Annotated in this window: 25 protein-coding genes; 14 read left to right on the top strand and 11 right to left on the bottom strand. The window is 69.2% G+C overall.

What is annotated here, in order from left to right:
* Positions 1-33: 33 nt before the first annotated feature.
* Positions 34-657 carry an MlaC/ttg2D family ABC transporter substrate-binding protein gene (locus ACRARE_RS18665; RefSeq protein WP_432657977.1) on the bottom strand — a complete coding sequence of 208 codons (624 nt, stop codon included), beginning with the start codon at positions 655-657 and terminating at the stop codon, positions 34-36.
* Positions 626-1,471, bottom strand: coding sequence for an MlaA family lipoprotein (locus ACRARE_RS18660; RefSeq protein ID WP_432657976.1), 846 nt, complete (start codon positions 1,469-1,471; stop codon positions 626-628). Before ACRARE_RS18660 ends, ACRARE_RS18665 begins: the two co-directional genes overlap by 32 nt.
* A 364-nt stretch (positions 1,472-1,835) precedes the next feature.
* On the opposite strand from ACRARE_RS18660, the gene ACRARE_RS18655 reads away from it, so the two are divergent.
* From ACRARE_RS18655 to ACRARE_RS18625, 7 genes are all read left to right on the top strand, one after another.
* A complete protein-coding gene (locus ACRARE_RS18655) occupies positions 1,836-3,578 on the top strand; it encodes a type I secretion system permease/ATPase (protein ID WP_432657975.1) in 1,743 nt (580 codons plus the stop codon).
* Positions 3,575-4,894, top strand: coding sequence for an HlyD family type I secretion periplasmic adaptor subunit (locus ACRARE_RS18650; protein WP_432657974.1), 1,320 nt, complete (start codon positions 3,575-3,577; stop codon positions 4,892-4,894). Before ACRARE_RS18655 ends, ACRARE_RS18650 begins: the two co-directional genes overlap by 4 nt.
* Before the next feature lie 380 nt (positions 4,895-5,274).
* The gene (locus tag ACRARE_RS18645) at positions 5,275-5,739 is read left to right on the top strand and encodes a RidA family protein (RefSeq protein WP_432657973.1); all 465 of its coding nucleotides are present in this window, start codon (positions 5,275-5,277) and stop codon (positions 5,737-5,739) included.
* A 6-nt stretch (positions 5,740-5,745) separates the two neighbouring features.
* A complete protein-coding gene (locus ACRARE_RS18640) occupies positions 5,746-6,513 on the top strand; it encodes a glycerophosphodiester phosphodiesterase family protein (protein WP_432657972.1) in 768 nt (255 codons plus the stop codon).
* Positions 6,514-6,545: 32 nt separating this feature from the next.
* A complete protein-coding gene (locus tag ACRARE_RS18635) occupies positions 6,546-7,784 on the top strand; it encodes a GNAT family N-acetyltransferase (protein ID WP_432657971.1) in 1,239 nt (412 codons plus the stop codon).
* Complete coding sequence (locus ACRARE_RS18630) at positions 7,781-8,077, top strand: 4a-hydroxytetrahydrobiopterin dehydratase (RefSeq protein WP_432657970.1); 297 nt, start codon at positions 7,781-7,783, stop codon at positions 8,075-8,077. Before ACRARE_RS18635 ends, ACRARE_RS18630 begins: the two co-directional genes overlap by 4 nt.
* Before the next feature lie 14 nt (positions 8,078-8,091).
* A complete protein-coding gene (locus tag ACRARE_RS18625; RefSeq protein WP_432657969.1) occupies positions 8,092-8,964 on the top strand; it encodes a mechanosensitive ion channel family protein in 873 nt (290 codons plus the stop codon).
* 103 nt (positions 8,965-9,067) lie between these two features.
* Here ACRARE_RS18625 and ACRARE_RS18620 read toward each other — a convergent pair whose 3' ends face one another.
* Positions 9,068-9,703, bottom strand: coding sequence for a GntR family transcriptional regulator (locus tag ACRARE_RS18620; RefSeq protein WP_432657968.1), 636 nt, complete (start codon positions 9,701-9,703; stop codon positions 9,068-9,070).
* Between the two features lie 128 nt (positions 9,704-9,831).
* Between ACRARE_RS18620 and ACRARE_RS18615 the strand changes: the two genes are divergently transcribed.
* Positions 9,832-10,461 carry a protein-tyrosine phosphatase family protein gene (locus ACRARE_RS18615; protein WP_432657967.1) on the top strand — a complete coding sequence of 210 codons (630 nt, stop codon included), beginning with the start codon at positions 9,832-9,834 and terminating at the stop codon, positions 10,459-10,461.
* 210 nt (positions 10,462-10,671) lie between these two features.
* Here ACRARE_RS18615 and ACRARE_RS18610 read toward each other — a convergent pair whose 3' ends face one another.
* On the bottom strand, positions 10,672-11,157 hold the full coding sequence (locus ACRARE_RS18610; RefSeq protein WP_432657966.1) for a peroxiredoxin: 486 nt from the start codon (positions 11,155-11,157) through the stop codon (positions 10,672-10,674).
* An 84-nt stretch (positions 11,158-11,241) separates the two neighbouring features.
* Between ACRARE_RS18610 and ACRARE_RS18605 the strand changes: the two genes are divergently transcribed.
* Positions 11,242-12,453, top strand: a complete 1,212-nt coding sequence (locus ACRARE_RS18605; protein WP_432657965.1) for an NAD(P)/FAD-dependent oxidoreductase — start codon at positions 11,242-11,244, stop codon at positions 12,451-12,453.
* Entirely contained in the window at positions 12,450-13,010 is a 561-nt protein-coding gene (gene rsmD, locus ACRARE_RS18600; protein WP_432657964.1) for a 16S rRNA (guanine(966)-N(2))-methyltransferase RsmD, read from the top strand. The genes ACRARE_RS18605 and rsmD overlap by 4 nt, the downstream gene beginning before the upstream one ends.
* Before the next feature lie 252 nt (positions 13,011-13,262).
* Here rsmD and map read toward each other — a convergent pair whose 3' ends face one another.
* Together map and sfsA are read right to left on the bottom strand one after the other, a co-directional pair.
* Complete coding sequence (gene map, locus ACRARE_RS18595; RefSeq protein WP_432657963.1) at positions 13,263-14,057, bottom strand: type I methionyl aminopeptidase; 795 nt, start codon at positions 14,055-14,057, stop codon at positions 13,263-13,265.
* A gap of 237 nt (positions 14,058-14,294) precedes the next feature.
* Positions 14,295-15,002 carry a DNA/RNA nuclease SfsA gene (gene sfsA, locus ACRARE_RS18590; RefSeq protein ID WP_432657962.1) on the bottom strand — a complete coding sequence of 236 codons (708 nt, stop codon included), beginning with the start codon at positions 15,000-15,002 and terminating at the stop codon, positions 14,295-14,297.
* Between the two features lie 49 nt (positions 15,003-15,051).
* Between sfsA and ACRARE_RS18585 the strand changes: the two genes are divergently transcribed.
* The 4 genes from ACRARE_RS18585 to ACRARE_RS18570 are packed head-to-tail and all read left to right on the top strand — an operon-like array spanning position 15,052 to position 18,138.
* The gene (locus ACRARE_RS18585) at positions 15,052-15,771 is read left to right on the top strand and encodes a competence/damage-inducible protein A (protein WP_432657961.1); all 720 of its coding nucleotides are present in this window, start codon (positions 15,052-15,054) and stop codon (positions 15,769-15,771) included.
* Positions 15,768-16,532 (top strand): GNAT family N-acetyltransferase, encoded by a 765-nt coding sequence (locus tag ACRARE_RS18580; protein WP_432657960.1) that lies wholly within the window; start codon positions 15,768-15,770, stop codon positions 16,530-16,532. The genes ACRARE_RS18585 and ACRARE_RS18580 overlap by 4 nt, the downstream gene beginning before the upstream one ends.
* Positions 16,533-16,551: 19 nt before the next feature.
* Positions 16,552-17,115, top strand: a complete 564-nt coding sequence (locus tag ACRARE_RS18575; protein WP_432657959.1) for a peroxidase-related enzyme — start codon at positions 16,552-16,554, stop codon at positions 17,113-17,115.
* On the top strand, positions 17,116-18,138 hold the full coding sequence (locus ACRARE_RS18570; RefSeq protein WP_432657958.1) for an OmpA family protein: 1,023 nt from the start codon (positions 17,116-17,118) through the stop codon (positions 18,136-18,138). It begins immediately after the preceding gene.
* A 93-nt stretch (positions 18,139-18,231) separates the two neighbouring features.
* Here the strand turns inward: ACRARE_RS18570 and ACRARE_RS18565 are convergent, their stop codons facing one another.
* The 5 genes from ACRARE_RS18565 to ilvD form a co-directional block, all read right to left on the bottom strand.
* Positions 18,232-19,137, bottom strand: coding sequence for a LysR family transcriptional regulator (locus tag ACRARE_RS18565; RefSeq protein WP_432657957.1), 906 nt, complete (start codon positions 19,135-19,137; stop codon positions 18,232-18,234).
* Positions 19,138-19,316: 179 nt separating this feature from the next.
* Entirely contained in the window at positions 19,317-19,700 is a 384-nt protein-coding gene (locus tag ACRARE_RS18560) for a hypothetical protein (RefSeq protein ID WP_432657956.1), read from the bottom strand.
* Positions 19,701-19,753: 53 nt separating this feature from the next.
* Positions 19,754-20,527, bottom strand: coding sequence for a DUF6478 family protein (locus ACRARE_RS18555; protein ID WP_432657955.1), 774 nt, complete (start codon positions 20,525-20,527; stop codon positions 19,754-19,756).
* Between the two features lie 166 nt (positions 20,528-20,693).
* Entirely contained in the window at positions 20,694-21,530 is an 837-nt protein-coding gene (locus tag ACRARE_RS18550) for a hypothetical protein (RefSeq protein WP_432657954.1), read from the bottom strand.
* Positions 21,511-23,268, bottom strand: coding sequence for a dihydroxy-acid dehydratase (gene ilvD, locus ACRARE_RS18545; protein WP_432657953.1), 1,758 nt, complete (start codon positions 23,266-23,268; stop codon positions 21,511-21,513). The genes ACRARE_RS18550 and ilvD overlap by 20 nt, the downstream gene beginning before the upstream one ends.
* Between the last annotated feature and the right edge of the window lie 88 nt (positions 23,269-23,356).

Genomic DNA, 23,356 nt, shown 5'->3' with positions numbered 1-23,356 from the left:
GGTCGGGCGGCAGCGGCACCAGGGCCGCGCGCCTCAGCCGGTCTGGCGCAGCCGGGCGGTCAGCGCGCCCACGTCGCCGCGCGCCGCATCCAGCATGGCGCCGATTTCCGAGCGTTCGGTGGCCAGCATCGACACGCCTTCGATGATCATCTCGTAGAACAGCCGCTGCCCGCCACGTTCGGCCACCAGGAAATCCACGTCGAAGGGGGCCTGGCCGCGCAGGTTGAACACCGTCTTGACGATGAAGCGGTCGCGGTAGGGTTCGGCCCCGGTGACGGTGATCTGCGCCCCGATGAACTCGCGGAACCGCTTGCCGTACTTGCGCGCGATATAGCCGGTGAAGGCCTCGGTGAAGGCCGAGAGCTCTGCCGAGGAAATGCTGCGCGCCTCGGGGCCAAGGCAGGTGCGCGCGATGGCGGTGACATCCGCATAGCGGCGCAGCATGGCCTCGAACTGCGGGATCATCCGCGCCTCGGAGCCGCCGGAATTGATCACGCCGTTGATCTCGGCCACGACCCGGTCAACCAGCTGGGTGGCCTCCGACGCGCTGAGCGCGCGGGCGGGGGCGGCGGGCAGCAGCAGGGCCGCGCCCAGCCCGGTCAGCGCCAGGCGGCGCGAAAGCCGCTCACTCTGCATAGGGGTCGATGTAGAGATCATCTGCATAGGGGTCGTTTGAGGCCGCATCGCTGTTCGTCCCGTTGTCGTCATAGGGGTCCACATAGGTATCCCCCGCCGCATCGCCAAGCTGATGGCGGCGATTTTGCAGGTAGATCAGGCGCAGCTGCGCATAGCTGTCGGCGCTGTCCTGAAGGATGGAATCCACCGTTCCGGCGCGATAGCCGCGCTCGCCCACCACATGGGCCACGGCGCTGCCGCGTTTCAGACGCCGCTCCGAGGCATCCAGCGCGGTATCCAGCGGATTGGTCACCAGGTCGACGATCATCCCCGCCGTCGCCCGCTCGGTCGAGGGGCCCAGGACCGGCAGTTCCTGATAGGCCCCCTGGGGCGCGCCCCAGACCGCCAGGGTCTCGCCGAAATCGGTGTCGCGCGGGGCGATGCCAAAGGCGGTGGCCGCATCCAGCAGCCCGCCCACGCCAATGGTCGAGTTCATCACGAAACGCACGGTGTTGATCGCCGCATTCTCGAACCGGGCCTGAAGCAGGTTGTTCACCACATCGGCAGGGGTGCCCAGGTTGTCGGCGAAATTGCCCACCATCTGGTTGACCGGCTCTGGCACCACGGTGGCATAGGCCACGCCCGCAGGCCGCAGCACGGCCCGGTCCAGCCCCTTGTTGAAGGCGTGCACCTGGCGGTTCTGCGCCTCGTAGGGGTCATAGGGGGCGCTGCCCGCGCTGCCCGGCGCCGGGGTCGAACAGCCCGCCAGCGCCAGCAAGGCCAGCCCCGCCATGGCCGGGACAAGCGCCCGCAGGGCGGAACGTGGGGTGGAAGACGGGCGACAGGACAGGGTCATCACGGGCAATCTCGTTTCACTGGTCTCGACAGGGGCCTTTCGCAGGGCCGTCAGGCCACGATGCCTGCCGAGCTTTATCTATTCTTTAAAGGCTCCGGTGCCATAGCTGCAAATACCCCGAACATGGGGCTGTGGCCACAAAGCGACAACAAGGTGGCCAAGAGCGGGAAACCGCCTTCGCTTGCGGCGTTCCCGGGGATGTACGGGCCCGGAGGGCGGATTGAAACCGGGCAATTTCGCGCAACCCCCTGCGCGCCGCTGCCGGTTGCGGGCCTCGGGCCCCGACCCAAGCCCCCCGGATACCCTGCCAGGCGTGCCCTGAAGGGCCGGGCGCGGCCCCGGCGGCAGAAGCAAGGAGAGGCGCGTGGCGTCAGACGAGCAGACCAGGGGCGCGGCAGAACTTCGCGCCATTCGCGCCGAAAGCCGCCGTTTCTACGCCCTGGCCGCGCTGTTCTCGGTGTTCTGCAACCTGCTGATGCTGACCGGGCCGCTTTACATGATGCTGGTCTATGACCGGGTGCTGTCGTCGCGCTCGGTCGAGACGCTGATCGCGCTGACCGTGCTGGTCGCCTTCCTCTTCGCCATCATGGGGGTTCTGGACGCCGCCCGGGCGCAATTGCTGGCGCGGATCGGGGCGCGGTTCCAGGCCCGGCTGGACCGGCGCGTCTACGAGGCCGCGCTGGCCCGCGCCTCGGACCGGCGCGATCCCCGGGCCGATACGGCGGTGCAGGACCTGGATGCGATTCGCGCCCTTCTGGGCTCGCCCGTGCCCGCGGCCCTGGCCGATCTACCCTGGACGCCGGTCTTTCTGGGCGGCATCGCCCTGTTTCACCCCGCCCTTGGCCTGCTGGCCCTGGGCGGTGGCGCGGCGCTGGTGGCCCTGGCCGCCCTCGGGCAAAGCTTCGGGCGCGGGCGCCAGGCCGCCGGGTTCGCCGCCAGCCTCGCCGCCCAGACCCAGGCCGACCAGATGCGCGCCGAGGCCGGGCTGGTGCGCGCCTTGGGGATGCAGGGCGCCGTCTGGCGCCGCTGGCGCGCCCTGCGCGCCGAGGCTCTGGGCCAGCTGACCGCCGCCAGCGGCCTGACCGCCGCCCTGACCGCCATGAGCCGGGCGCTGCGCCTGTTCCTGCAATCGGCGATGCTGGGCCTGGGCGCCTGGCTGGCGCTGCACGAGATGCTCTCGCCCGGGGCGATGATCGCCGGTTCGGTCCTTCTGGGGCGCGCCCTGGCGCCGGTGGAAAGCCTGGTCGGCCAATGGGCCCTGGTCGGGCGGGCGCGCCGAGGCTGGGCCTCTCTGTCGGTCCTGCTGGGCGAGGCGCCGCCTGCCCCGCCGCAAACCGCCCTGCCCCGCCCCCGCGCCCGGCTGGAGGTCGCCCAGGCCAGCATCGTCCCCCCCGGCGAACGGCAGGCGGCGCTGCGCATGGTCTCTTTCACCCTGGAACCGGGACAGGCCTGCGGCGTCATCGGCCCCTCGGGGGCGGGCAAATCGACCCTGGCGCGCGCCCTGACCGGCGCCTGGCCCTGTGCGGGCGGCACCATCCGCCTGGACGGCGCCACCCTGGATCAATACGCGCCCGAGGAACGCGGCCAGCTGATCGGCTATCTGCCGCAGCGGGTCGAGCTGTTCGACGGCACCATCGCCGAAAACATCGCCCGCATGGCCGAACACCCCGACGATGCCGCCGTGGTCGCCGCCGCGCAGAAGGCCGATGCGCACGAGATGATCGTGAAGATGCCCCAGGGCTACGACACCCGCGTCAGCCCCCATGGCGGGCGCCTGTCGGGCGGCCAGATCCAGCGCATCGGCCTGGCGCGCGCCCTTTACGGCACCCCCGTGCTGCTGGTGCTGGATGAACCCAATTCCAACCTCGACAACGAGGGCAGCGAGGCGCTCAACCAGGCGATTCGCGCCCTGCGCGCCGAGGGGGGCGCGGTGCTGATCATGGCGCATCGCCCGGCGGCAATTCGCGAATGCGACCTGCTGCTGATGCTGGATCAGGGCCAGCGCGTGGCCTTCGGCCCCCGCGACGAGGTGCTGCGCAAGGTGGTGGCCAATCACAGCCAGATCACCGCCACCACCGCCCGGGGCGGCACCGGGGGCCTGGGATGAGCGGCGCGCCCCAGACCCGCCCCGCCCCCGCCGATCCGCAGGCGGTGCGCGGTCCGGTGCTGGCCGGGGCGCTGGCGCTGCTGCTGCTCCTTGGCGGTTTCGGCGCCTGGTCGGTGCTGACCCGGATCGCGGGCGCAGTCATCGCGCCCGGCCGGATCGAGGTGGAAAGCAACCGCCAGGTGGTGCAGCACCCCGATGGCGGCCTGGTCGCCCGCATCGCCGTGGAGGAAGGCCAGACCGTGGCTCAGGGCGCGCCGCTGGCCGCACTGGACGGGGCCGCGCTGCGCTCGGAGCTGGCCATCGTCGAGGGGCAGCTGTACGAGGTACTGGCCCGCCGTGCCCGGCTGGAGGCCGAGCGCGACGCCCGCGCCACCCTGGATTTCGACGCCGAACTGACCCATGCCCCCACGCCCGAGACCCTGGCCCTGATGGAGGGGCAGCGCCGCCTGCTGGACACCCGGCGCGAGGCCGCGACGCAGGAGGTGGCCCAGCTGGAAAAACGCCAGGCCCAGATCCGCGCCCAGCTGGACGGGCTGGGCGCCCAGCAGACCGCCCTGGCGACCCAGGCGGCGCTGATCGGCCAAGAGCTTGAGGTGCAGCAAGGCCTGCTGGATCGCGGGCTCAGCCAGCTGGCGCGCGTCCTGGCCCTGCGCCGCGAGGCCGCCCGGCAAGAGGGCCAGCTGGGCGAACTGGCCGCCGCCCGCGCCGAGGCCGAGGGGCGGATCACCGAGATCGAGCTACAGATCCTGGCCCGCGCCACCGCCCGCCGCGAAGAGGCCATCGCCGCCCTGCGCGACCTGCGCCTGCATGAGCTGGAGCTGAGCGAACGCCGCCACGCCCTGCGCCAGCGCCTCGACCGGCTGGAGATCACCGCGCCGGTGGCGGGCGTGGTCCACGGGCTGCGGGTCTTCGGCCCCGGCGCCGTGGTGCGCCCGGCGGAACCGCTGCTGTACCTGGTGCCCCAGGACCGCCCGCTGCTGATCGCCGCCCGGGTCGATCCGATCCATGTCGATGCCCTTTACCCCGGGCAGGAGGTGCGGCTGCGCTTTTCCGGCTTCGACCGGCAAAGCACCCCCGAACTGACCGGCACGCTGACGCGGCTTTCGGCCGATGCCTTCACCGACGAGGCGACGGGGCGGGCCTATTACCGAGCCGAGATCCGCCTGGCCAAGGGCGAGCGGGAGCGCCTGCCCGAGGGGCTGGTGCTGATCCCCGGAATGCCGGTCGAGGCCTTCCTGCGCACCGATGACCGCACGCCGCTGGCCTATCTGGTGAAACCGCTGGGGGACTACCTGGCGCGGGCCTTCGTCGAATAGGGCAGAGGGCGGGGCGGTTTCGGCCCCGTGCCGAGGCCGATGCCTCCGGCAGGGATATTTTCGGCAATGAGAAAGAGGGGACCGCGCGCGCCGGGGGCGAGGCAGTGCCTGAGGCATCAGCGGGCAGAGGGCGGCAGAGGGGCAGGCAAGGTGAGAGAACAGGGGACGGGCGTGCGGACCGCGCTAGAGCAAAGGCGCGGCGGGCCACGCGAGAGCGCGGAACGGGGAGCGGGGCGGCTGGTGGGGGTCTGACCCGAGGAGCAACCGGCAGGGCGCGAGGAGGCGCCGCGACCCTACGCCCCCGGGCTTTGGGGTTGCATTCCCCCCGTCGACCGCTAGCGTCGCGCGCGACAGCCTGACCGGAGGAAAAGGAGTTCCCCATGTCCAACGCGATCGAAACCCGCCTGACGGAACTGGGCGTGACCCTGCCCGACGCCGCCGCCCCCGCCGCCAACTACGTGCCCTTCGTGAAGGTCGGCAACCTGCTGCATATCTCGGGCCAGGTCAGCATGGATGCTGACGGCCTGGTGAAAGGCAAGCTGGGCGACGACATGGATGTCGAAGCTGGCGCCGCCGCCGCCAAGCTTTGCGCCATCGGCCTGCTGGCCCAGGTGAAGGCCGCCTGCGGGGGCGATTTCACCAAGCTGAAGCGCGCGGTGAAACTGACCGGCTTCGTCAACTCGACGCTCGATTTCGGCGACCAGCCCAAGGTCGTCAACGGCGCCTCCGACTTCCTGGTCGAGGTGCTGGGCGAGGCTGGCCGCCATGCCCGTTCTGCCGTCTCTGCCGCATCGCTGCCCTTCGGCGTCGCGGTCGAGATCGAAGGCATCTTCGAGATCGAGTGAGTTGACATGACCGCCCTGCCCCAGGACTTCTGCCGCCTGCCGATCGCCCACCGGGCCTATCACGACCTGGCCCAGGGCCGCCCCGAGAACAGCCGCGAGGCGATCGCGGCGGCCATCGCGGCGGGCTATGGGATCGAGATCGACCTACAGCTGTCGTCGGACGGCGAGGCGATGGTCTTTCACGACTACACGCTGGACCGGGTGACCGGCGAGGCGGGCGATGTCGACGCCCGAAGCGCCGCCGCCCTGGCGGCCATCCCGCTGTCGGGCGGCAAGGCCGGGATCCCGACCTTCGCCGAGGTGCTGGCGCAGGTGGCGGGCCAGGTGCCCCTGCTGGTCGAGCTGAAGGACCAGGACGGGCGCGCCGCCCATGCCCCCGGCACGCTGGAGGCCCGCGCCGCCCAGCTGGTCGAGGGATACGAGGGCCCGCTGGCCTTCATGTCCTTCAACCCGCGCATGGTCGGCCGTATGGCCGAGCTGGCCCCCGCCTGGCCCCGCGGCCTGACCACCTGTGCCTACGAGGGCGAGCATTTCGCCCATCTCTCGGCCGAGGAGAAGGCCTATATGCAGGCGCTTGGCGCGGTCGAACCCACCGGGTCGAGCTTTGTCAGCCATGAGTGGAAGGACCTGACCCGCGACAGCGTGCAGGCCCTGCGGGCGCGCGGCCTGCCGGTCTTTTGCTGGACCATCCGCACGGCGGAGGAGGAGGCAGAGGCGCGGCGGCATGCCGACAATGTGACCTTCGAGCACTACCCGGCGGCACTTCCCGCTTGAACCCAGGCCGGGGCGCGCCAGATTATCGCCAAATGGAACGCCCCGACCTCCCCCCCAGCCCGACCGATGCCGACGCCGCCCCCGGCGCCGCGGCAGAGATCGAGATCAGCACCCTCAACAGCCTTGGCGCCATTTCCGAGGCTGAGTGGGACGGCTGCGCCTGCCCCGAAGCGGCGGACGGCGGCCCACCCGCCGATCCCTTCACCACCTGGCGGTTCCTGAAATCGCTTGAAGACAGCGGGTCGGTCGGCCCCGGCACCGGGTGGGAGCCGCATTACCTGCTGGCCCGCCAGGAGGGCGAATTGATCGCCGTGGCACCGCTTTATGCGAAATCCCACAGCCAGGGCGAATACATCTTCGATTTCAACTGGGCCCATGCCTATGAGCAGGCGGGCGGGCGCTATTACCCCAAGCTTCAGATCGCCGTGCCCTTCACCCCCGCCACCGGCCGCCGCTTCCTGGTGAAACCGGAGCACGAGGCGGCGGGCATGGGGGCGCTGGTGCAGGGCGCGGTGCAGATCGCCGCCGACAATCAGCTGTCCAGCCTGCACGCCACCTTCTGCACCGAAGCCGAGGCGCTGGCGGCCAAGGCCATGGGGCTGATGCACCGCACCAGTCAGCAGTTCCACTGGCTGAACGACGGCTACGGCAGCTTCGACGATTTCCTGGCCAGCCTCAGCTCGCGCAAGCGCAAGAACATCCGCAAGGAACGCGCCCAGGCTCAGGCCTTCGGCGGCGAGATCCTGGCCCTCACCGGCGAGGCCCTGCGCCCAGACCACTGGGACGCCTTCTGGGCCTTCTACCAGGACACCGGGGCGCGCAAATGGGGCACCCCCTATCTGACCCGCGCCTTCTTCGACCTGCTGCAGGAGAGGATGCGCGACGACGTGCTGCTGGTGCTGGCGGTGCGCGACGGGGTGCCGGTGGCGGGGGCGCTGAACTTCATCGGGCGCGAGGCGCTGTTCGGTCGCTACTGGGGCGCCATCGAGCATCACCCCTGCCTGCATTTCGAACTGTGCTACTATCAGGCCATCGACGCCGCCATCAACCGGGGTCTGGCCCGGGTCGAGGCCGGCGCCCAGGGCGAACACAAGCTGGCGCGCGGCTATATGCCCGCGCTGACCCACTCGGTCCATTGGGTGGGCGATCCGGGCTTTGCCCGCGCCATCGCCCAGTACCTGGAGGCCGAGGCCCGCGCGGTGGACGAGGATATCGAGGTGCTGACCGCCTATGGCCCCTTCCGCCGCGACCGACAGGAGGAACAGGAGTGACTGAAATTCTGGACGATTCCGTAAGGGCTGCCCTGCTGGGGCCCCTGTTCGACACCGGCTGGGAGGTGGACCGCGACGGCGACGTGCTGGTCAAAACCTTCACCTTCGCCGATTTCACCGAGGCCTTCGCCTTCATGACCCGGGCCGCGCTCTGGGCCGAGAAATGGAACCATCACCCTGACTGGAGCAATAGTTACAGGACCGTCACCGTGCGGTTGACCACCCACGACATGGGCGGCATTACCGCCGCCGACGCGAAACTTGCCCGAAAGATGGACCAGATCAGCCAATGAATGAAGACTCCGTAATGAATAGCCTCGACAGCCTGCTGCAAACCGAGATCTGGAACGGCAAGACCCTGGGCGACCTGCTGACGCTGGACGTTCTGGCCGGGCTGGCGGGCAACGTGCTGGCCGCGCTGCTCATCCTGTTCCTGGGCTTCACCATCGCGGGCTGGGCCAAGCGGCGCATCACCCATATCTCGGACCGCTACGAACAGCTGGACGAAACCCTGTTCGACTTCCTGGGCTCGATCCTGCGCTATGCGATCATCGCCTTCAGCTTCCTTTTCGTGCTGAACACCTTCGGGGTGCAGACCACCAGCGTGGTGGCCGTCATCGGTGCCGCCGGTCTGGCCATCGGCCTGGCCCTGCAGGGCACCCTGTCGAACGTAGCGGCGGGCGTGATGATCATCTTCTTCCGCCCGATCAAGAACGGCGATTTCGTCGAGGTGAACGGCCAGATGGGCACGGTGAAGAACATCAGCCTGAACTTCACCGAACTGGCGAGCCTGTCCAACACCCAGATCATCATTCCCAACAGCGAGGTCTGGGGAAACACGATCGTCAACTACTCGGTTTACCCGACCCGCCGCGCCGAATGGACCTTTGGCGTCGGCTATGGAGCCAACCTGAAGGATGCCGAACAGATCATCCGCGACACCATCCTGTCCGACCCGCGCGCCCACAAGACGCCCGAGCCCTTCATCCAGGTCAACAACCTGGGCGATTTCAGCGTCGATTTCCTGGTGCGTGTCTGGTGTGACAGCGGCGATTTCTTCCCCTTCCAGGCGGATATGAAGCGCAAGGTGAAAGAGGCGCTGGACGAGGGCGGCGTCGACATCCCCTTCCCCACGCGCACCCTGCTGCAACCGGCGCTGGAGGCCGAGAAGGACAGCTAAGCGCGCGCAAAGTGCCAAGAAATCGAAAGGGGGCCAGGCGGCCCCCTTTTGCATGTCTGCGGGCCCGGGTCAGAGACGCGGACAGCGGATCGGGGCGGCAGGTTCAGCGCGGGGCAGCTTGAACCGCGACATCCTCGGGCAGGTCGGTCATGCGGGCCAGAAGGGCGGCGGGATCGCCCGCCTCGGCCAGGGCGATACAGTCGTCCAGCTGCACCGCGAAGATGTCAAAGCGCCGCTCCAGCCGGTCCTGGGACGGGTGCAGGGTCCAGCGCACCTGCCGCCAGTAGGCCGAGCGCAGCGCCGTGGTCAGGATATGGTCGTCCAGCATCCCGAGCATCGCTTCCAGATAGGCGGAAACCGCCTGGATCAGCGCCGGGTCGGCCCCCTGGGACTGGGCCAGATGACGACGCGCGTCGCGCAGCCGGTCCAGAACCTTGCCGGGCACCTGCGCCCGCTCGGCCGGGCAATGCAGGCAGGCGTGAAGGATCGCCCCGAAGGCACGGAAATCCGAGGCCATGCGGGCCGGATCCAGCGGCGTGGCGATGGTGCCGATGCCCGAGCGGGTCTCGACCAGGTTTTCGTAGGCCAGCATCTGAAGGACCTGCCGGATCGGCGTGCGCGACACGCCAAACTGCGTCGCCAGCTGCCCTTCATGCAGCAGGATCTCACCCGCCCCACCGTCCAGGCAGATCCGTTCGCGGATCTCGGCGGCAATCTCGGCGTTCGTCTTACGGATCATCTGGGTCACTCAAGAAAATCGGCACATTTACCCCCCCGTCAAATGGGATAGCATTCACAATACGGTCTGTATACAACCCTTTGAGTTGTGCAATATCCAGACCCATTCTTCCATGAAGGGAAATCGCCGTGCCCCTCTCGCCCCGTGACGGATCCTCGCTGCGCGCCATCGTTCCGATGCCACGGGGCGGGGCCTGCCTGATGCTGGGCTTTCCGGGGCTGGAAACGGGGATCGACGGCAGCGGCTATATCGACCCCGAGGGCCTGGCCGCAAGCTTTGCCGATCTGGCTGCGGAACGGGTCGAGCTGTTCCTGGTGCTGCCCGAGGAAGACGAGCTGCCCCCCGGCGCCTTCGCCCTGCTGCGCGCCCAGCTGGCCGAGCACGGGATCGAGGGGCTGTTCCTGCCGGTCACGGATTACCAGGCCCCCGGCCCCGACCTTCTGACGCTTTGGCCCGATCTGGGGTCCAGGCTGCACCGGATCATGACCGGCGGCGGGCGGATCGCCGTCTGCTGTCAGTATGGCGCCGGGCGCAGCGGGCTGATGGCCGCCTGGCTGCTGATCGAACAGGGAATGACGCCCGAGGCCGCCGTGCGCCTGGTGCGCGACCACTTCGCCGAAGCGGTGGAAAGCGAGGCGCAACTGGCCTTCCTGTACGCCCGTGCCCTCTCTGGCGCGCCCGACCAGGGCGGCCAGGGCGGCCAGGGCGGCCAGGCCGACCCGGCCGGATCCGGAGCTTCGGGTCAACCCGCAGATTGACCGGCCACCTGTGTACAGGCTAGATTGACGCCACGTCGACCCCCGGGACAGCGGGGCGACGCCTTGCACCGGATGCCGGCGGCCATGCCGCCGCCCGCCGCCCGGGGTGCAGACGGGGTAGAAGCGCCGCACGGGACTGCGGACTTCGGGCGCCCGGGGCCCGTTCGGGGCGCCGGGCGTCACTGCCGCCCCGCCGGGGCCTCTCGCCTCTTACAGCTCGGCCAGCAGGGTCTCGCCCGCCGAAATCTCGCAGCTGCCGGGGCTTTCTTCCAAGTGCAGCACCGTCACCACCCCGTCTTCCAGCAGCATCGAAACCCGCTGGCAGCGGTCGATCAGACCAGCGGGCGGCGCCGAGAAGTTCAGCCCCATGGCCTTGGTCAGCGTGGCCTCGGGATCGGCCAGGAAGGTGATCGCCTCGCCCGCGCCGGTGGCCCCGGCCCAGGCGGCCATCACGAAGGGGTCGTTGACCGACAGGCAGATGATCTCGTCCACGCCCTTGGCGGCGAAGGCCTCGGCATTGCGCAGGAAGCTGGGCACATGGGCGGTGGTGCAGACGCCGGTAAAGGCGCCGGGCAGGCCGAACAGGACGATCTTGCGGCCCTTGGTCTTGTCGGCCAGCGACACGGGCGCCGGGCCCTTGTCGGTCATCGTCAGCAGGGTGACATCGGGTAGGCTGTCGCCGGTGGAAAGGGTCATCTGTCCGTCCTCAGGTTGGTTTGCGTTTTCCCGGGGAAAGCATATAGCTCTTGGCCGTCCAACAACCAGCAGAGAGGGGCAAGGATGACCCATTTTGCCGTGATCGGCGCCGGCCAGGCCGGGGCCAGCCTGGTGGCACGGCTGCGCGCGCGGGGCTTCGACGGGCAGATCACCCTGCTGGGCGCCGAGCCCGCGCCGCCCTACCAACGCCCGCCCCTGTCGAAGAAATTCCTGCTGGGCGAGATGGAAGAGGCGCGCCTCTACCTGCGCCCCGAGGCCTGGTACGGCGAACAGGGCATCACCCTGCGCAGCGATTGCACCGTCACCGCCCTGCGCCCCGAGGCGCGCGAGATCGCCTTGGCGGACGGTGAGGTGCTGCGCTACGACCGGCTGGCCCTGACCACCGGCGCCCGCCCGCGCCCCCTGCCCGTGGCCCTTGGCGGGGATCTGGACAATGTCTTTGCGGTGCGCAGCCTGGCCGACATCCGCCGCCTGGCGCCCCATGTGCGCCCCGGCGCGCGGGTGCTGATCATCGGCGGCGGCTATATCGGGCTGGAGGCGGCGGCGGTGGCCGCCCAGAAGGGCCTTCAGGTGACCCTGATCGAACAGGCCCCGCGCATCCTGGGCCGCGTCGCCGCCCCCGAAACCTCGGCCTATTTCCGCGCCCTGCACCAGGCCAACGGGGTGACGATCCGCGAGGGCTGCGGCCTGGACCGCCTGCTCGGCGAGGGCACGGCCACCGGCGCCATCCTCGGCGACGGCACCCATCTGGACCTGGACCTGGTAATCACCGGCACCGGCATCCTGCCCGAAACCCGCCTGGCCGAAGCGGCGGGGCTGACGCTCGACAATGGCATCGCCTGCGACGCCCACTGCCGCACCTCCGACCCGCGGATCTGGGCGGCGGGCGATTGCGCCAGTTTCCCGCGCGGCGCGGATCGGCTGCGGCTGGAAAGCGTGCAGAACGCCATCGACATGGCCGAATGCGCCGCCGACAACATGCTGGGCACCCCCCGTGCCTATGATCCCCATCCCTGGTTCTGGTCCGACCAATACGACGTGAAATTGCAGATCGCGGGCCTCTCCACCGGCTACGACCGGCTCATCACCCGCCGCGACGACCGGGGCGCGCGCTCGCACTGGTACTACGCGGGCGACCGGCTGCTGGCGGTGGATGCGATGAACGACCCGCGCGGCTATATGGTGGGCAAGCGCCTGATCGAGGCGGGCCGCAGCGCCGACCCCGCGCGCATCGCCGACCCCGCCACCGAGTTGAAGGAGCTGCTGCGCCCATGAGGATCATCGCCGGAGAGTTCCGCGGCCGCCGCCTGGCCGCCCTTGGCAAGGGCGATGCGGGCGCCCACCTTCGCCCCACCACCGACCGGGTGCGCGAAAGCCTGTTCTCGATCCTGACCGGCGGGCGCTTCGGCGACCCGCTGGAGGGCGCCCAGGTGCTGGATCTCTTCGCCGGCACCGGCGCCCTGGGCCTCGAGGCCCTGTCGCGCGGCGCAGCCCGCGCCACTTTCGTCGACGATGGCCGGGTCGCCGGGCGGCTGCTGGCGGAAAACATCCGCGAGCTGGGCCTGAAGGACCGCACCCGCGTGTTGCGCGCCAGCGCCACCCGCCTGCCCCCCTGCCCCGAGCCCCCGGCCACCCTGGTCTTCCTCGATCCGCCCTACGGCAAATCCCTGGGCGAACCGGCCCTGGCCAGCGCCCTGGCCCAGGGCTGGATCGCCGACAGCGCCCTGATCGTCTGGGAAGAAAGCGCCGAGGTCACCCCGCCCGAGGGCTGGGACATCCTCGACCGCCGCCGCTTCGGCGACAGCGCCATGACCTTCCTCGAAAAGCCCTGAGCGGTGGCGAGCGTCGCAACGCCTCCGGCGGGGATATTTACGGCCAAAAAATAGGAGGGCCGCGCCGCCCCCTGCCATCAGAGGCACCCCGGCCGCCCCAAGGCGCACGGCCCCGCTCTCTCACTGGGCCCAAAATACTCCGGGGGTGAATTGAGCCGAAGGCTCAAGAGGGGGCAGCGCCCCCTCCCCCCCAAAGGCAAAACGGCCCGCCCCGGGGGGCAGGCCGCAGCATCGCAAACCCCCTTCCGGGCCTCAGCCCTTCGGATAGGTCGGGTGGAACAGACCGCCGGGCGACAGGGTGAAGATCTCGCAGCCATCCGCCGTGACCCCCAGGGAATGTTCGAACTGCGCCGACAGCGACTTGTCGCGGGTGACGGCGGTCCAGTCGTCCGACAGCACCTTGGTCTCGGGGCGACCGAGGTTCACCATCGGCTCGATGGTGAAGAACATCCCCTCTTCCAGCACCGCGCCGGTGCCCGGGCGGCCATAGTGCAGCACGTTCGGCGGCGCGTGGAACACCTGGCCCAGCCCGTGGCCGCAGAAGTCGCGCACCACCGACATGCGGTGCGCCTCGACATAGGTCTGGATCGCATGGCCGATGTCGCCGAAGGTATTGCCGGGCTTCACCGCCTCGATGCCGATCATCAGGCTGTCATGGGTCACTTGCAACAGCCGCTCGGCCTTGCGCGACAGTTTCCCCGCCACATACATCCGCGAGCTGTCGCCGTACCAGCCATCCAGGATCACCGTCACGTCGATGTTCAGGATATCGCCATCCTTCAGCTTCTTGTCCCCGGGGATGCCGTGGCAGACCACATGGTTGATCGAGATGCAGGAGGCGTGCTGATAGCCGCGATAGCCGATGGTGGCCGAGGTGGTGCCGTATTCGGTCACCTTACCCTCGATGAACTTGTCGATCTCGGCGGTGGTCCGGCCGGGTTCGATCAGCGGGATCACATCGTCCAGAATGCGGGCCGCCACCGCGCCGGCCTTGCGCATCCCCTCGAAATCCGAGGGGTCGTGAATACGGATACCTTCGCGCGTCATGCGGCCTTTGTGTTCCTGTTCCAAAACCATCGTCCTTGAAAGCTTGCCCATAGGGCGCGCGGGTCCCGGGCGCCCTGCCCCTTGGGGCGGCGCGGGGGTCTGTTGCGCGTCGGGGGCAGAAATAATCCCTTTTGCCCGGAAAGGCCAGAGAGGGGGAGGCTGCGACGCCGGCCAGAGCGGCGCTGCCCGGCGGTGTCCCCCGCAGGGATGCTGCGATCAACGCGACAGGCGCCCCCCTCAGCCCTCCGGCGCGGGCAGGGGCGCGCCCAGGGTGATCTCTTGCGGCGAGATGTTGCAGCCAAAGGCCAGCGCCTCGACACCCGCCGCACGGGCGGCGGCGAAACCGGCGGCATAGGCCGGGTCGATGTCGGCGGCCAACCCGGTGCGCTCCGCGTCCGTCCGCTGCACCAGGAACAGCATTACCGCGCGGTGCCCGGCCTGGGCCATCTGCGACAGCTCTTGCAAATGCTTCAGCCCACGCGCGGTCACGCTGTCGGGGAACTCGGCCAGGCCGGGCTGGCGCGACAGGGTCACCGATTTCACCTCGACATAGCAGTCGGCCCGCGCCGGGTCACTGAGCAGAAAGTCGATGCGGCTTTTTGCGCCGTATTTCTGTTCCGGGCGCACCGTCGCATAGCCCTCCAGCCCCCGCACGCCCCCCGCCAGCAGCGCCTCGCGCAGGGCCCGGTTGGGCACGGCGGTATCGACCCCGGTGAAATGGCCGCCGGGATGTTCCACCAGCCGCCAGCCGTATTTCAGCTTTTTCTTGGGATCGTCGTTGGGCTCGACCCAGACCCGCATTCCCGGCTCTGCCAGCCCCATCATCGAGCCGGGGTTGGCGCAATGGGCCGTCACCTCCTGCCCGTCGGCCAGCCGGATATCGGCCAGGAAACGCTTGTATCGGCGCAATAGGGTCGCGGGCACAAGGGGGGTTTGAAAGCGCATGGTGCAGGCCTATAGCTTTGACACCCCTAGAAGAACAAGGAGAGGTGTCATGGGCAACCCCACAGCCGCGATGATCGTGATCGGCGACGAGATCCTGTCGGGCCGCACGCGGGACGCGAACATGCACCACCTGGCCTGCGAGCTGACAAAGGTGGGGATCGACCTGGTCGAGGTGCGCGTGGTCTCGGACGACCAGGCGGCCATCGTCGGCGCGGTGCGGGATCTGTCGGGCAAATATGACAGCGTCTTCACCTCGGGCGGGATCGGGCCGACCCATGACGACATCACCGCCGATTGCGTGGCCGAGGCCTTCGGGCGCAGCATCGATGTGCGCGACGATGCCCGCGACCTGCTGGTGGCCCATTGGCAGGCGCGCGGGGTCGAGGTGAACGAGGCGCGGTTGCGCATGGCCCGCATCCCGGCGGGCGCGCGGCTGATCGACAACCCCGTCTCCATCGCCCCCGGTTTCACCATCGAGAATGTCCACGTCATGGCGGGCGTGCCTGCGGTCTTCGAGGCCATGGTGGCCACCGTCCTGCCCACCCTGACCGGCGGCACACCCCTTCTCAGCCAGAGCCTGCGTATCGAGCGTGGCGAGGGCGAGATCGCGGGGCCGCTGGCGGCCCTGGCCGAACGCTACCCGGATCTGTCGATCGGCAGCTATCCCTACCAGCGCGACGGGGTCTATGGCGCCAATATCGTGATCCGCGGCACCGAGGGCGCCCGCGTCGACGCGGCCATGTCGGAACTTGCGGAGATCTTTCCGTGAGCGGCGCCGGGATGAGCGTCCCCGCCACCAGCAAAGACCGCACCGACGAGATGATGGCGGTGGTCGATGCCACCTGGCCCCCCGCCGAGATCCGCCGCGCAGATCCCTTCGTGCTGCGCCGGGGCGGCGGCGGGGGCAAGCGGGTGTCGGCGGCCTCGGCCCTGACGACCGAGATCAGCGCGGCCCAGATCGACGTCGCCGAGGCGGCGATGCGCGAGATGGGCCAGGGGCCGCTGTTCTCGATCCGCCCGGGCGACGCGGCACTGGATGCGGCGCTGGAGGCGCGCGGCTACACGGTGGTCGATCCGGTGCTGATCTACGCCGCCCCCGCCGCCACCCTGACCGCGCTGGACAAGGGCGCCAGCCCCGAACGGGTCAGCCTGACCGCCTGGGAGCCGCTGGCGATCCAGCGCGAGATCTGGGAAGCCGGCGGCATCGGCCCGGCCCGGCTGGCGGTGATGGAACGCGCCGCAGGCCCCAAGACCTCGCTGATCGGGCGCTATGACAACGTGCCGGGCGGCACCGCCTATGTGGCGCTGCACGGGGCCGTCGCCATGCTGCACGCGCTGGAAATCGTGCCCGAAGTGCGCGGGCGCCGCATGGGCCGGGCGATGATGATCGACGCCGCCCGCTGGGCCCAGGCGCAGGGCGCCCAGGATCTGGCCGTGGTGGTGACCCGCGCGAATATCGGCGGAAACGCTCTTTACCGCTCTCTCGGCATGGCGCAGGTCGGCGCCTACCATTACCGTCAGGGGTCATGAGGGAGAGGAGAAACAACCCATGACCGACCAAGTGACCGCCCTGGACCTGCCGATGGTGGACCCGCTGCCCGAACGGACGCAGAAATATTTCGACGTCTGCCAGGACAAGCTGGGGATGGTGCCCAATGTGCTGAAGGCCCATGCCTTCGACATCGCGAAACTGGAAGCCTTCACCGGCCTCTATAACGACCTGATGCTGGGCGAAAGCGGGCTGTCGAAGCTGGAACGCGAGATGATCGCGGTGGTGGTCAGTTCGATCAACAGCTGCTTTTACTGCCAGACCGCCCATGGCGCCGCCGTGCGCGAGATGGGCACGCCCGAGCTGGGCGAGATGATGGTGATGAACTACCGCGTGGCCGATCTGTCGCCGCGCCAGCGCGCCATGCTGGACTTCGCCGTGCAGGTGACCGAGGCCAGCGCCCGGATCACCGAGGCCGACCGTCAGGGGCTGCGCGATCTGGGCTTCAGCGACCGCGACATCTGGGACATCGCCAATGTGGCCGGCTTCTTCAACATGACCAACCGGATTGCCAGCGCCGTCGACATGCGCCCGAACCCGGAATACCACGGCCAGGCGCGCTGAATGACGGCGGCGGGGCGGCGACGGGGGCGTGGGTGGACGGGGCGGATCCTTGCCCTGGCGCTTGGCCTGCTGGCCGCCCTGCCCCTTCTGGCGCCCGGCCCCGCTCGGGCCCAGGTCCTGCCCGACAGCCTGCCCTTCGCCGCGCGTCAGACCGCCACCAGCCTGCGCGCACCCGACAGCTACGCCTTTCCCATCGGCCCCGCCACGGCCCAGGCCGCGCCGCCGGTGCAACTGGTCGAGGGCACGATCACCCGCCGCGCCTGGGTCACCCCGGGCGGCGACGTGACCAGCCTGCAATTGCTGCGCCCCCTGCGCGCGGCGCTGGAGGCCGAGGGGTTCGAGACCCTGCTGAACTGCGCCGCACAGCGCTGCGGCGGCTTCGACTTCCGCTTCGCGCTCGAGGTGATCGACCCGCCCGCGATGATGATCGACCTTTTCGACTACCGCGCCCTGACCGCGCGCAGGGGCGGCACCGCCGAGGCCCCCGCGCAGATGGTCTTTGTGCTGGTCAGCCGCTCCAGCAGCGCGGGCTATATCCAAGTGGTCGAGGCCGACAGCACCCCCGGTGCCGCCCCGACCGATCCGGTCGATCCGGCGCCCACCAAGGGGCTGGCCGCCCTGCCCGCCGCCCCCCTGGGCGAGGCCCAGGCCGACAGCTTTGCCAGCGCGCTGGAACGCGACGGGCGCCTGGTGCTGTCGGACCTGCGCTTTGCCACCGGCGCGGTGCGGCTGGAAGGTGGGCCCGCCGCCTCTCTGGACGCCCTGGCCCAGGTGCTGGCGGCCCATCCCGAGGCGCGTCTTCTGCTGGTCGGCCATACCGACAGCGAGGGCAGCCTGGACACCAACCGCACCCTGTCGCGCCAGCGCGCCGAGGCGGTGCGGCAACGGCTGATCCAGGCCCATGACATCGCCCCGGGGCGGATCGAGGCCCACGGCGTGGGCTTTCTGGCGCCGATTGCCAGCAACACCACCGAGGCGGGCCGCAAGGCCAATCGCCGGGTCGAGGCGATCCTGCTGCCCTGACCGCCCCGCCCTGCGTGCAAAAGAAAGCCCCGGCCAGGGGCCGGGGCGTCAAGTCCGTGACTGAGACACGGGGGGAGGATTCGGGCGGGCGTGCTACCAGTCCAGCGGGCCCTTGTTCTGAAAGGCCTCGACCAGGAAGTCGATGAAGGCGCGCACCTTGGGCTGGGTGAAACGGCCCGGCGGATAGACCGCATAGATGCCCTGCATCTCGGTCGGCAGGTCGGGGATCGCATCCTCGACCAGCCCCTGTTTCATCGCATCGTGATAAAGGAACGAGGGCAGATAGGCGATGCCGAGGCCCGCGATGGCGGCATTCAGCAGCGATTGGCCATCGTTCACCGACAGCCAGCCCGCGGTGCGGATCTGGCGCTTCTCGCCCGAGGGCGCGGTCAGTTTCCACACATTGCCAGAGGCCTGGCTGGAGTAGTGCAGCAACTTGTGCTCGTTCAGGTCGTCAATCTTGGTGGGCCGGCCGTATTTCTCGAAATAGGACGGGGCGGCGATCATACGTTGGGCCGTCTCGGTCAGCTTGCGGGCCCTGAGCGAGCTGTCTTCCAGCTCGCCGATGCGAATCGCCATGTCGAACCCTTCCGAGATCAGCTCGACGTAGCGGTTGTTCAGCACCATGTTCACGGTGATCTCGGGGAATTCCTGAAGGAACTGCCCCAGCACCGGCGACAGGTGGTTCACCCCGAAATCGGTCGCGACCGAAATCCGCAGGATGCCTGAGGGCGCCGATTGCATCGAGGTCACCAGTGCGTCGGCCTCGCCCGCATCGTTCAGCACCCGGCGGGCGCGGTCGTAATAGGCCAGGCCGATCTCGGTCGGCGAAACGCGGCGGGTGGTGCGGTTCAGCAGACGGGCACCCAGGCGCGCCTCCAGCGAGGAGACATGCTTGGAGACGGCGGATTTGGAAATCCCCATCTTCTTGGCCGCGTCCGTGAACCCTCCTTGGTCCACGACCGTGGCGAATGCCTCCATTTCCGTCAGCCGATCCATAAATCCTGCCTGTGTTACGCGATGGTCAGAGACGTTTATTGGCGTCGATCAAGGCAGGAAATGGGCAGACAGCCGACAATATCGGGGTTTTCTACGGGATCGTTGAAGGCCGGGAAACGGACGGTGGCGTCTGGCGCCACAACCCTGACGCGAAGTCGCGCCGCCGGGACGGGTGCCGATCAGGCGGCGCCGGTCTCGACACAATGGCGGCGGAAGGCGCGTTTCAGCATATCCAGCTCGGCCCGCAGCAACAGGATCTCGGCCTGGACCGTGTCACTGACTTCTTCCCCTGCGAGAACGACGAAGGAATTCAGCAGGCTGTCACTGGCCCGGTCGCGGATCAGGAAAACCTGCACCCCGTCCGACAGGACCTCGGGCGGCACGGGCACGGTGACCGCCCATTGCCCCGGCGTCTCCATCTCGGTGACGGTGACACCGTCGACCCGTTCGTCATGCACCCGCACCTCGATCTGCGGCGCGGGGGCATTTTCGGGCACCGACAGCACGCCTTCCCATTTACCGGCGAACAGGCGGGTCTTGGTCAGGGTGGTCTGGCTGGTCATCGGGGTACCTCAGGCGAAAACGGGTCAGGTCGGGCGGAGCGGATTAAATCGGGTCAGAGATCGGCGCGCGGACGGCGGCTCAGGGTCAGGTCGCGCAGGGTGACCTCGTTCATCTGCGGCCCTTCGAAGATCAGGTCGATCCAGGCCTTTTCGATCCGCTTTTCGTTGATGTCGGAATAGGCCAGGTCGAACTCGACCATGCGGTCGGCCTCGTGCAGGGGCAGTTCGCGGACCAGCTGTTCGGTGTTGGGTCCGTGCTTGATGTTCAACCGGGCGAAGATCTCCAGCGGCTTTTCCATCTGCACCAAGGTATCCAGGCGGATCAGATGGCGCTTGCGCAGCCCCTCCAGCGCGGCATCGGGCAGGTTGACCACCAGCGACAGGAACGAGCCGTCGAAGCCGAAGACATCCATGCGCAGGGCGAAGGGCGCCAGGTCGCTTTCGCGGTGGTTGCGGATCTGGCGCAGGGTCAGCTCCGAGGTGGTGCAGTCGTGGAACATGGTCACCTCCCCGCCCAGCTTTTCGCCCGAGGCGACGGCGGTCAGCCCATGTTGCGCCAGCGGGCCGCGCCACAGCTGCGGACGCCAGGCCCAATCGGTGCCATGGGGCAGCGGAAAGGCGTTCGAACCGATGGTCGGCAGAGCCAGGCGGCTGTCGGCAAAGTAGATCAGGTAATCCAGATCGCCGCGCAGGGCGCGGGCCTGGTTGCGCTGCATCCGCAGCTCCGACAACGGCGCCTTCTGCACCTGGCGGGCGCGGCGGCTCCAGCGGCGCAGTTCGGATCGGTTCACCAGCTTGTCGAGGAATGAGCGTCGTGGTCCTGCCATCGTCCTGTCGGTCCGTCCCGTTGGTCTGTGCCCGCGCCCGGTTCGGGGGCGGGCCGTGCATGTGGCTGGCCCGTCGCCGGGGTCGTGACGCCTTTTGCGGCAGATTACCCCAGCCCGGCGCGGAAACAATCGCCTGCGGTGGTCCCGGGGCCCCAGGGGGCGCCCGCTATGGCCTTTCTGCCGCGGCTGCGCCCGGATCGGGCGCGTTGACCGTGGCCCCAAGGCCCGCGGGCAGGTCCCGGGCCATCTCGCCCTGGCTGCTGGCCGCCGCCGCCGGGTCGGTGCCGCCGGGCCGGTCGGGGCTGGCGGCGCGGATCGCCCGCGCCATGGCCAGCAGAAGCGAGCGCCCGCCCGCCCCGGCCACCGCGCTGTCCTTCGGCCCATAGGCCGCCAGCGACACCGCATAGCCGTTCAGCAGGAAGGTGGCCCGCCATTGCCGGGGGTCGGCGGCGGGCACCCGCGCATTGCCGCCCTGGCCCAGGTGCAGCAGGCGCACGCCGTCGCGATCCAGTGCCTCTAGCACCTGCATATCGACGAAATCCGCCGCCAGGCGCGCCGCGCCGGGCAGCTCGGCCCCCTCATAGGGGGTGACCGTGGCGGTCAGCAGCGCCAGGGCCACCGGGTCGCCCATCTCGCCGCCCGACAGGATGTCGCAACGCGCCATCAGGGCAAAGCCGCCGCGCGCCCGGGTCTTCAGGCTGCGCCCTTCGATGCAGTAATCCTCGGGGCCGCGCAGCACCACGTCGCCCGAGGCGGTGGCCGCGTTGACCAGCACCGGCCCGATGGGCCGCCGGATCGACGAGAAGAACCCGCTGCCGCCGCCCGCCTCTTCGACCTGGCGGAACCCGGCCGAGGGGCTGCCCGTGGTCTCCAGGCAGGCGCCCAGCATCAGCGGCAGCAGCAGAGCCGCCGGCCGCAGACGGCGCGCGGCGCGCCAAAGCGCGCGGGCCGGGCCAGATCCCCCTGGCCCGGCCCGCCGCCGGTCACAGATCGGCGTAGACATGTTTCTCGGCCTTGCCGCCGGGATGGGTCACCGCGCCCAGGTAGGTCGAGCCCACAAGCTGGGCGTATTTCCACAGCGCACCCGAGGCATAGATCGTGTCCTTCGGACCGGCCCAGTCGGCCTTGCGGGCCTCCAGCTCGGCTTCGGACAGATCCACGTCGATGATGCCCTTGATGGCGTCGATGGTGATCATGTCGCCATCCTTCAGCAGGGCAATCGGGCCGCCATGGGCCGCTTCGGGGCCGACGTGACCCACGCAGAAGCCGCGCGTCGCGCCCGAGAACCGGCCATCGGTGATCAGCGCCACCTTCTTGCCCATGCCCTGGCCCGACAGGGCCGCGGTGGTGGCCAGCATCTCGCGCATACCAGGGCCGCCCGAGGGGCCCTCGTTGCGGATGACGATCACTTCGCCTTCCTTGTAGGCGCGTTCCTGCACCGCCTCGAAGGCATCCTCTTCGCATTCGAAGACCCGCGCCGGGCCGGTGAAGACCTGCTGTTCGGGGGTCATGCCCGCAACCTTCACGATGGCACCTTCGGGGGCGATATTGCCCTTCAGGCCCACCACGCCGCCGGTCTTGGTGATCGGCGTGTCGATGGCATAGATCACCTTGCCGTCCGCGTTGCGGTCGATCCGGTCCAGTTCCTCGCCCAGCGAGCGGCCCGAGGCGGTCATGCAATCCTCGTAGATCAGACCGGCCTTGCGCAGCTCTTTCATCACCACCGGGATGCCGCCCGCGTCGAACAGATCCTTGGCGACATAGGTGCCGCCCGGCTTCAGGTCGACGAAATAGGGGGTGTCGTGGAAGATGTCGCAGACATCGAACAGGTTGAAGTCGATCCCGGCCTCATGGGCAATCGCGGGCAGGTGCAGACCGGCGTTGGTCGAGCCGCCGGTGCAGGCCACGACCCGGGCCGCGTTGATCAGCGATTCCTTGGTCACGATGTCACGGGCGCGGATGTTCTTCTCGATCAGGTTCATCACCGCGCGGCCCGAGGCCTCGCCGTATTGATCGCGGGATTCGTAGGGGGCGGGCATCCCCGACGAGTTCATCAGCGCCAGGCCGATGGCCTCGGAGACGCAGGCCATGGTGTTGGCGGTGAACTGGCCGCCGCAGGCGCCGGCCGAGGGGCAGGCCACCCGTTCCAGCATCGCCAGGGCGGCGTCGGACAGGTCGTGGTTCTGGTGACGGCCCACGGCCTCGAACATGTCCTGCACGGTCAGATCGCGCGAACGGAAGTCCTCGGGGATCTCGTCGACCTGGGGCGCCTTGCCCGGCAGGATCGAGCCGCCGTAGATGAAGACCGAGGGCACGTTCAGGCGCACCATGGCCATCATCATGCCCGGCAGCGACTTGTCGCAACCGGCCAGGCCCACGACCGCGTCGTAGCAGTGGCCGCGCATGGTCAGCTCGACCGTGTCGGCGATGGCTTCGCGCGAGGCGAGCGAGCTGCGCATCCCCTCGTGCCCCATGGCCATGCCGTCGGTGACGGTGATGGTGGTGAATTCGCGCGGGGTGCCTTCGGCGGCCTTCACGCCCAGCTTCACCGCCTGGGCCTGACGGTTCAGGGCGATGTTACAGGGGGCGGCTTCGTTCCAGCAGGTGGCAACGCCGACCAGCGGCTGATGGATCTCGTCCTCGCTCAGCCCCATGGCATAGAGGTAGGAACGGTGCGGCGCGCGCGACGGACCTTCCGTGACGTGGCGGCTGGGCAGTTTGGACTTGTCGAACTTCGTCATGGAAAGCGGCTCCCCCGATCTTGTGGCTGGCATGGGGATAAATGACGGCCCGCCCCCGCACAAGCCCGTCCGGCAGGGATGCGACCTT

Source organism: Pseudooceanicola aquaeponti (assembly GCF_050897975.1).
In the GTDB taxonomy this organism is placed as follows: domain Bacteria; phylum Pseudomonadota; class Alphaproteobacteria; order Rhodobacterales; family Rhodobacteraceae; genus Pseudooceanicola.
Note: the sequence above shows the minus strand (reverse complement) of the source record. Positions and strands in the feature narration are given on the sequence as shown.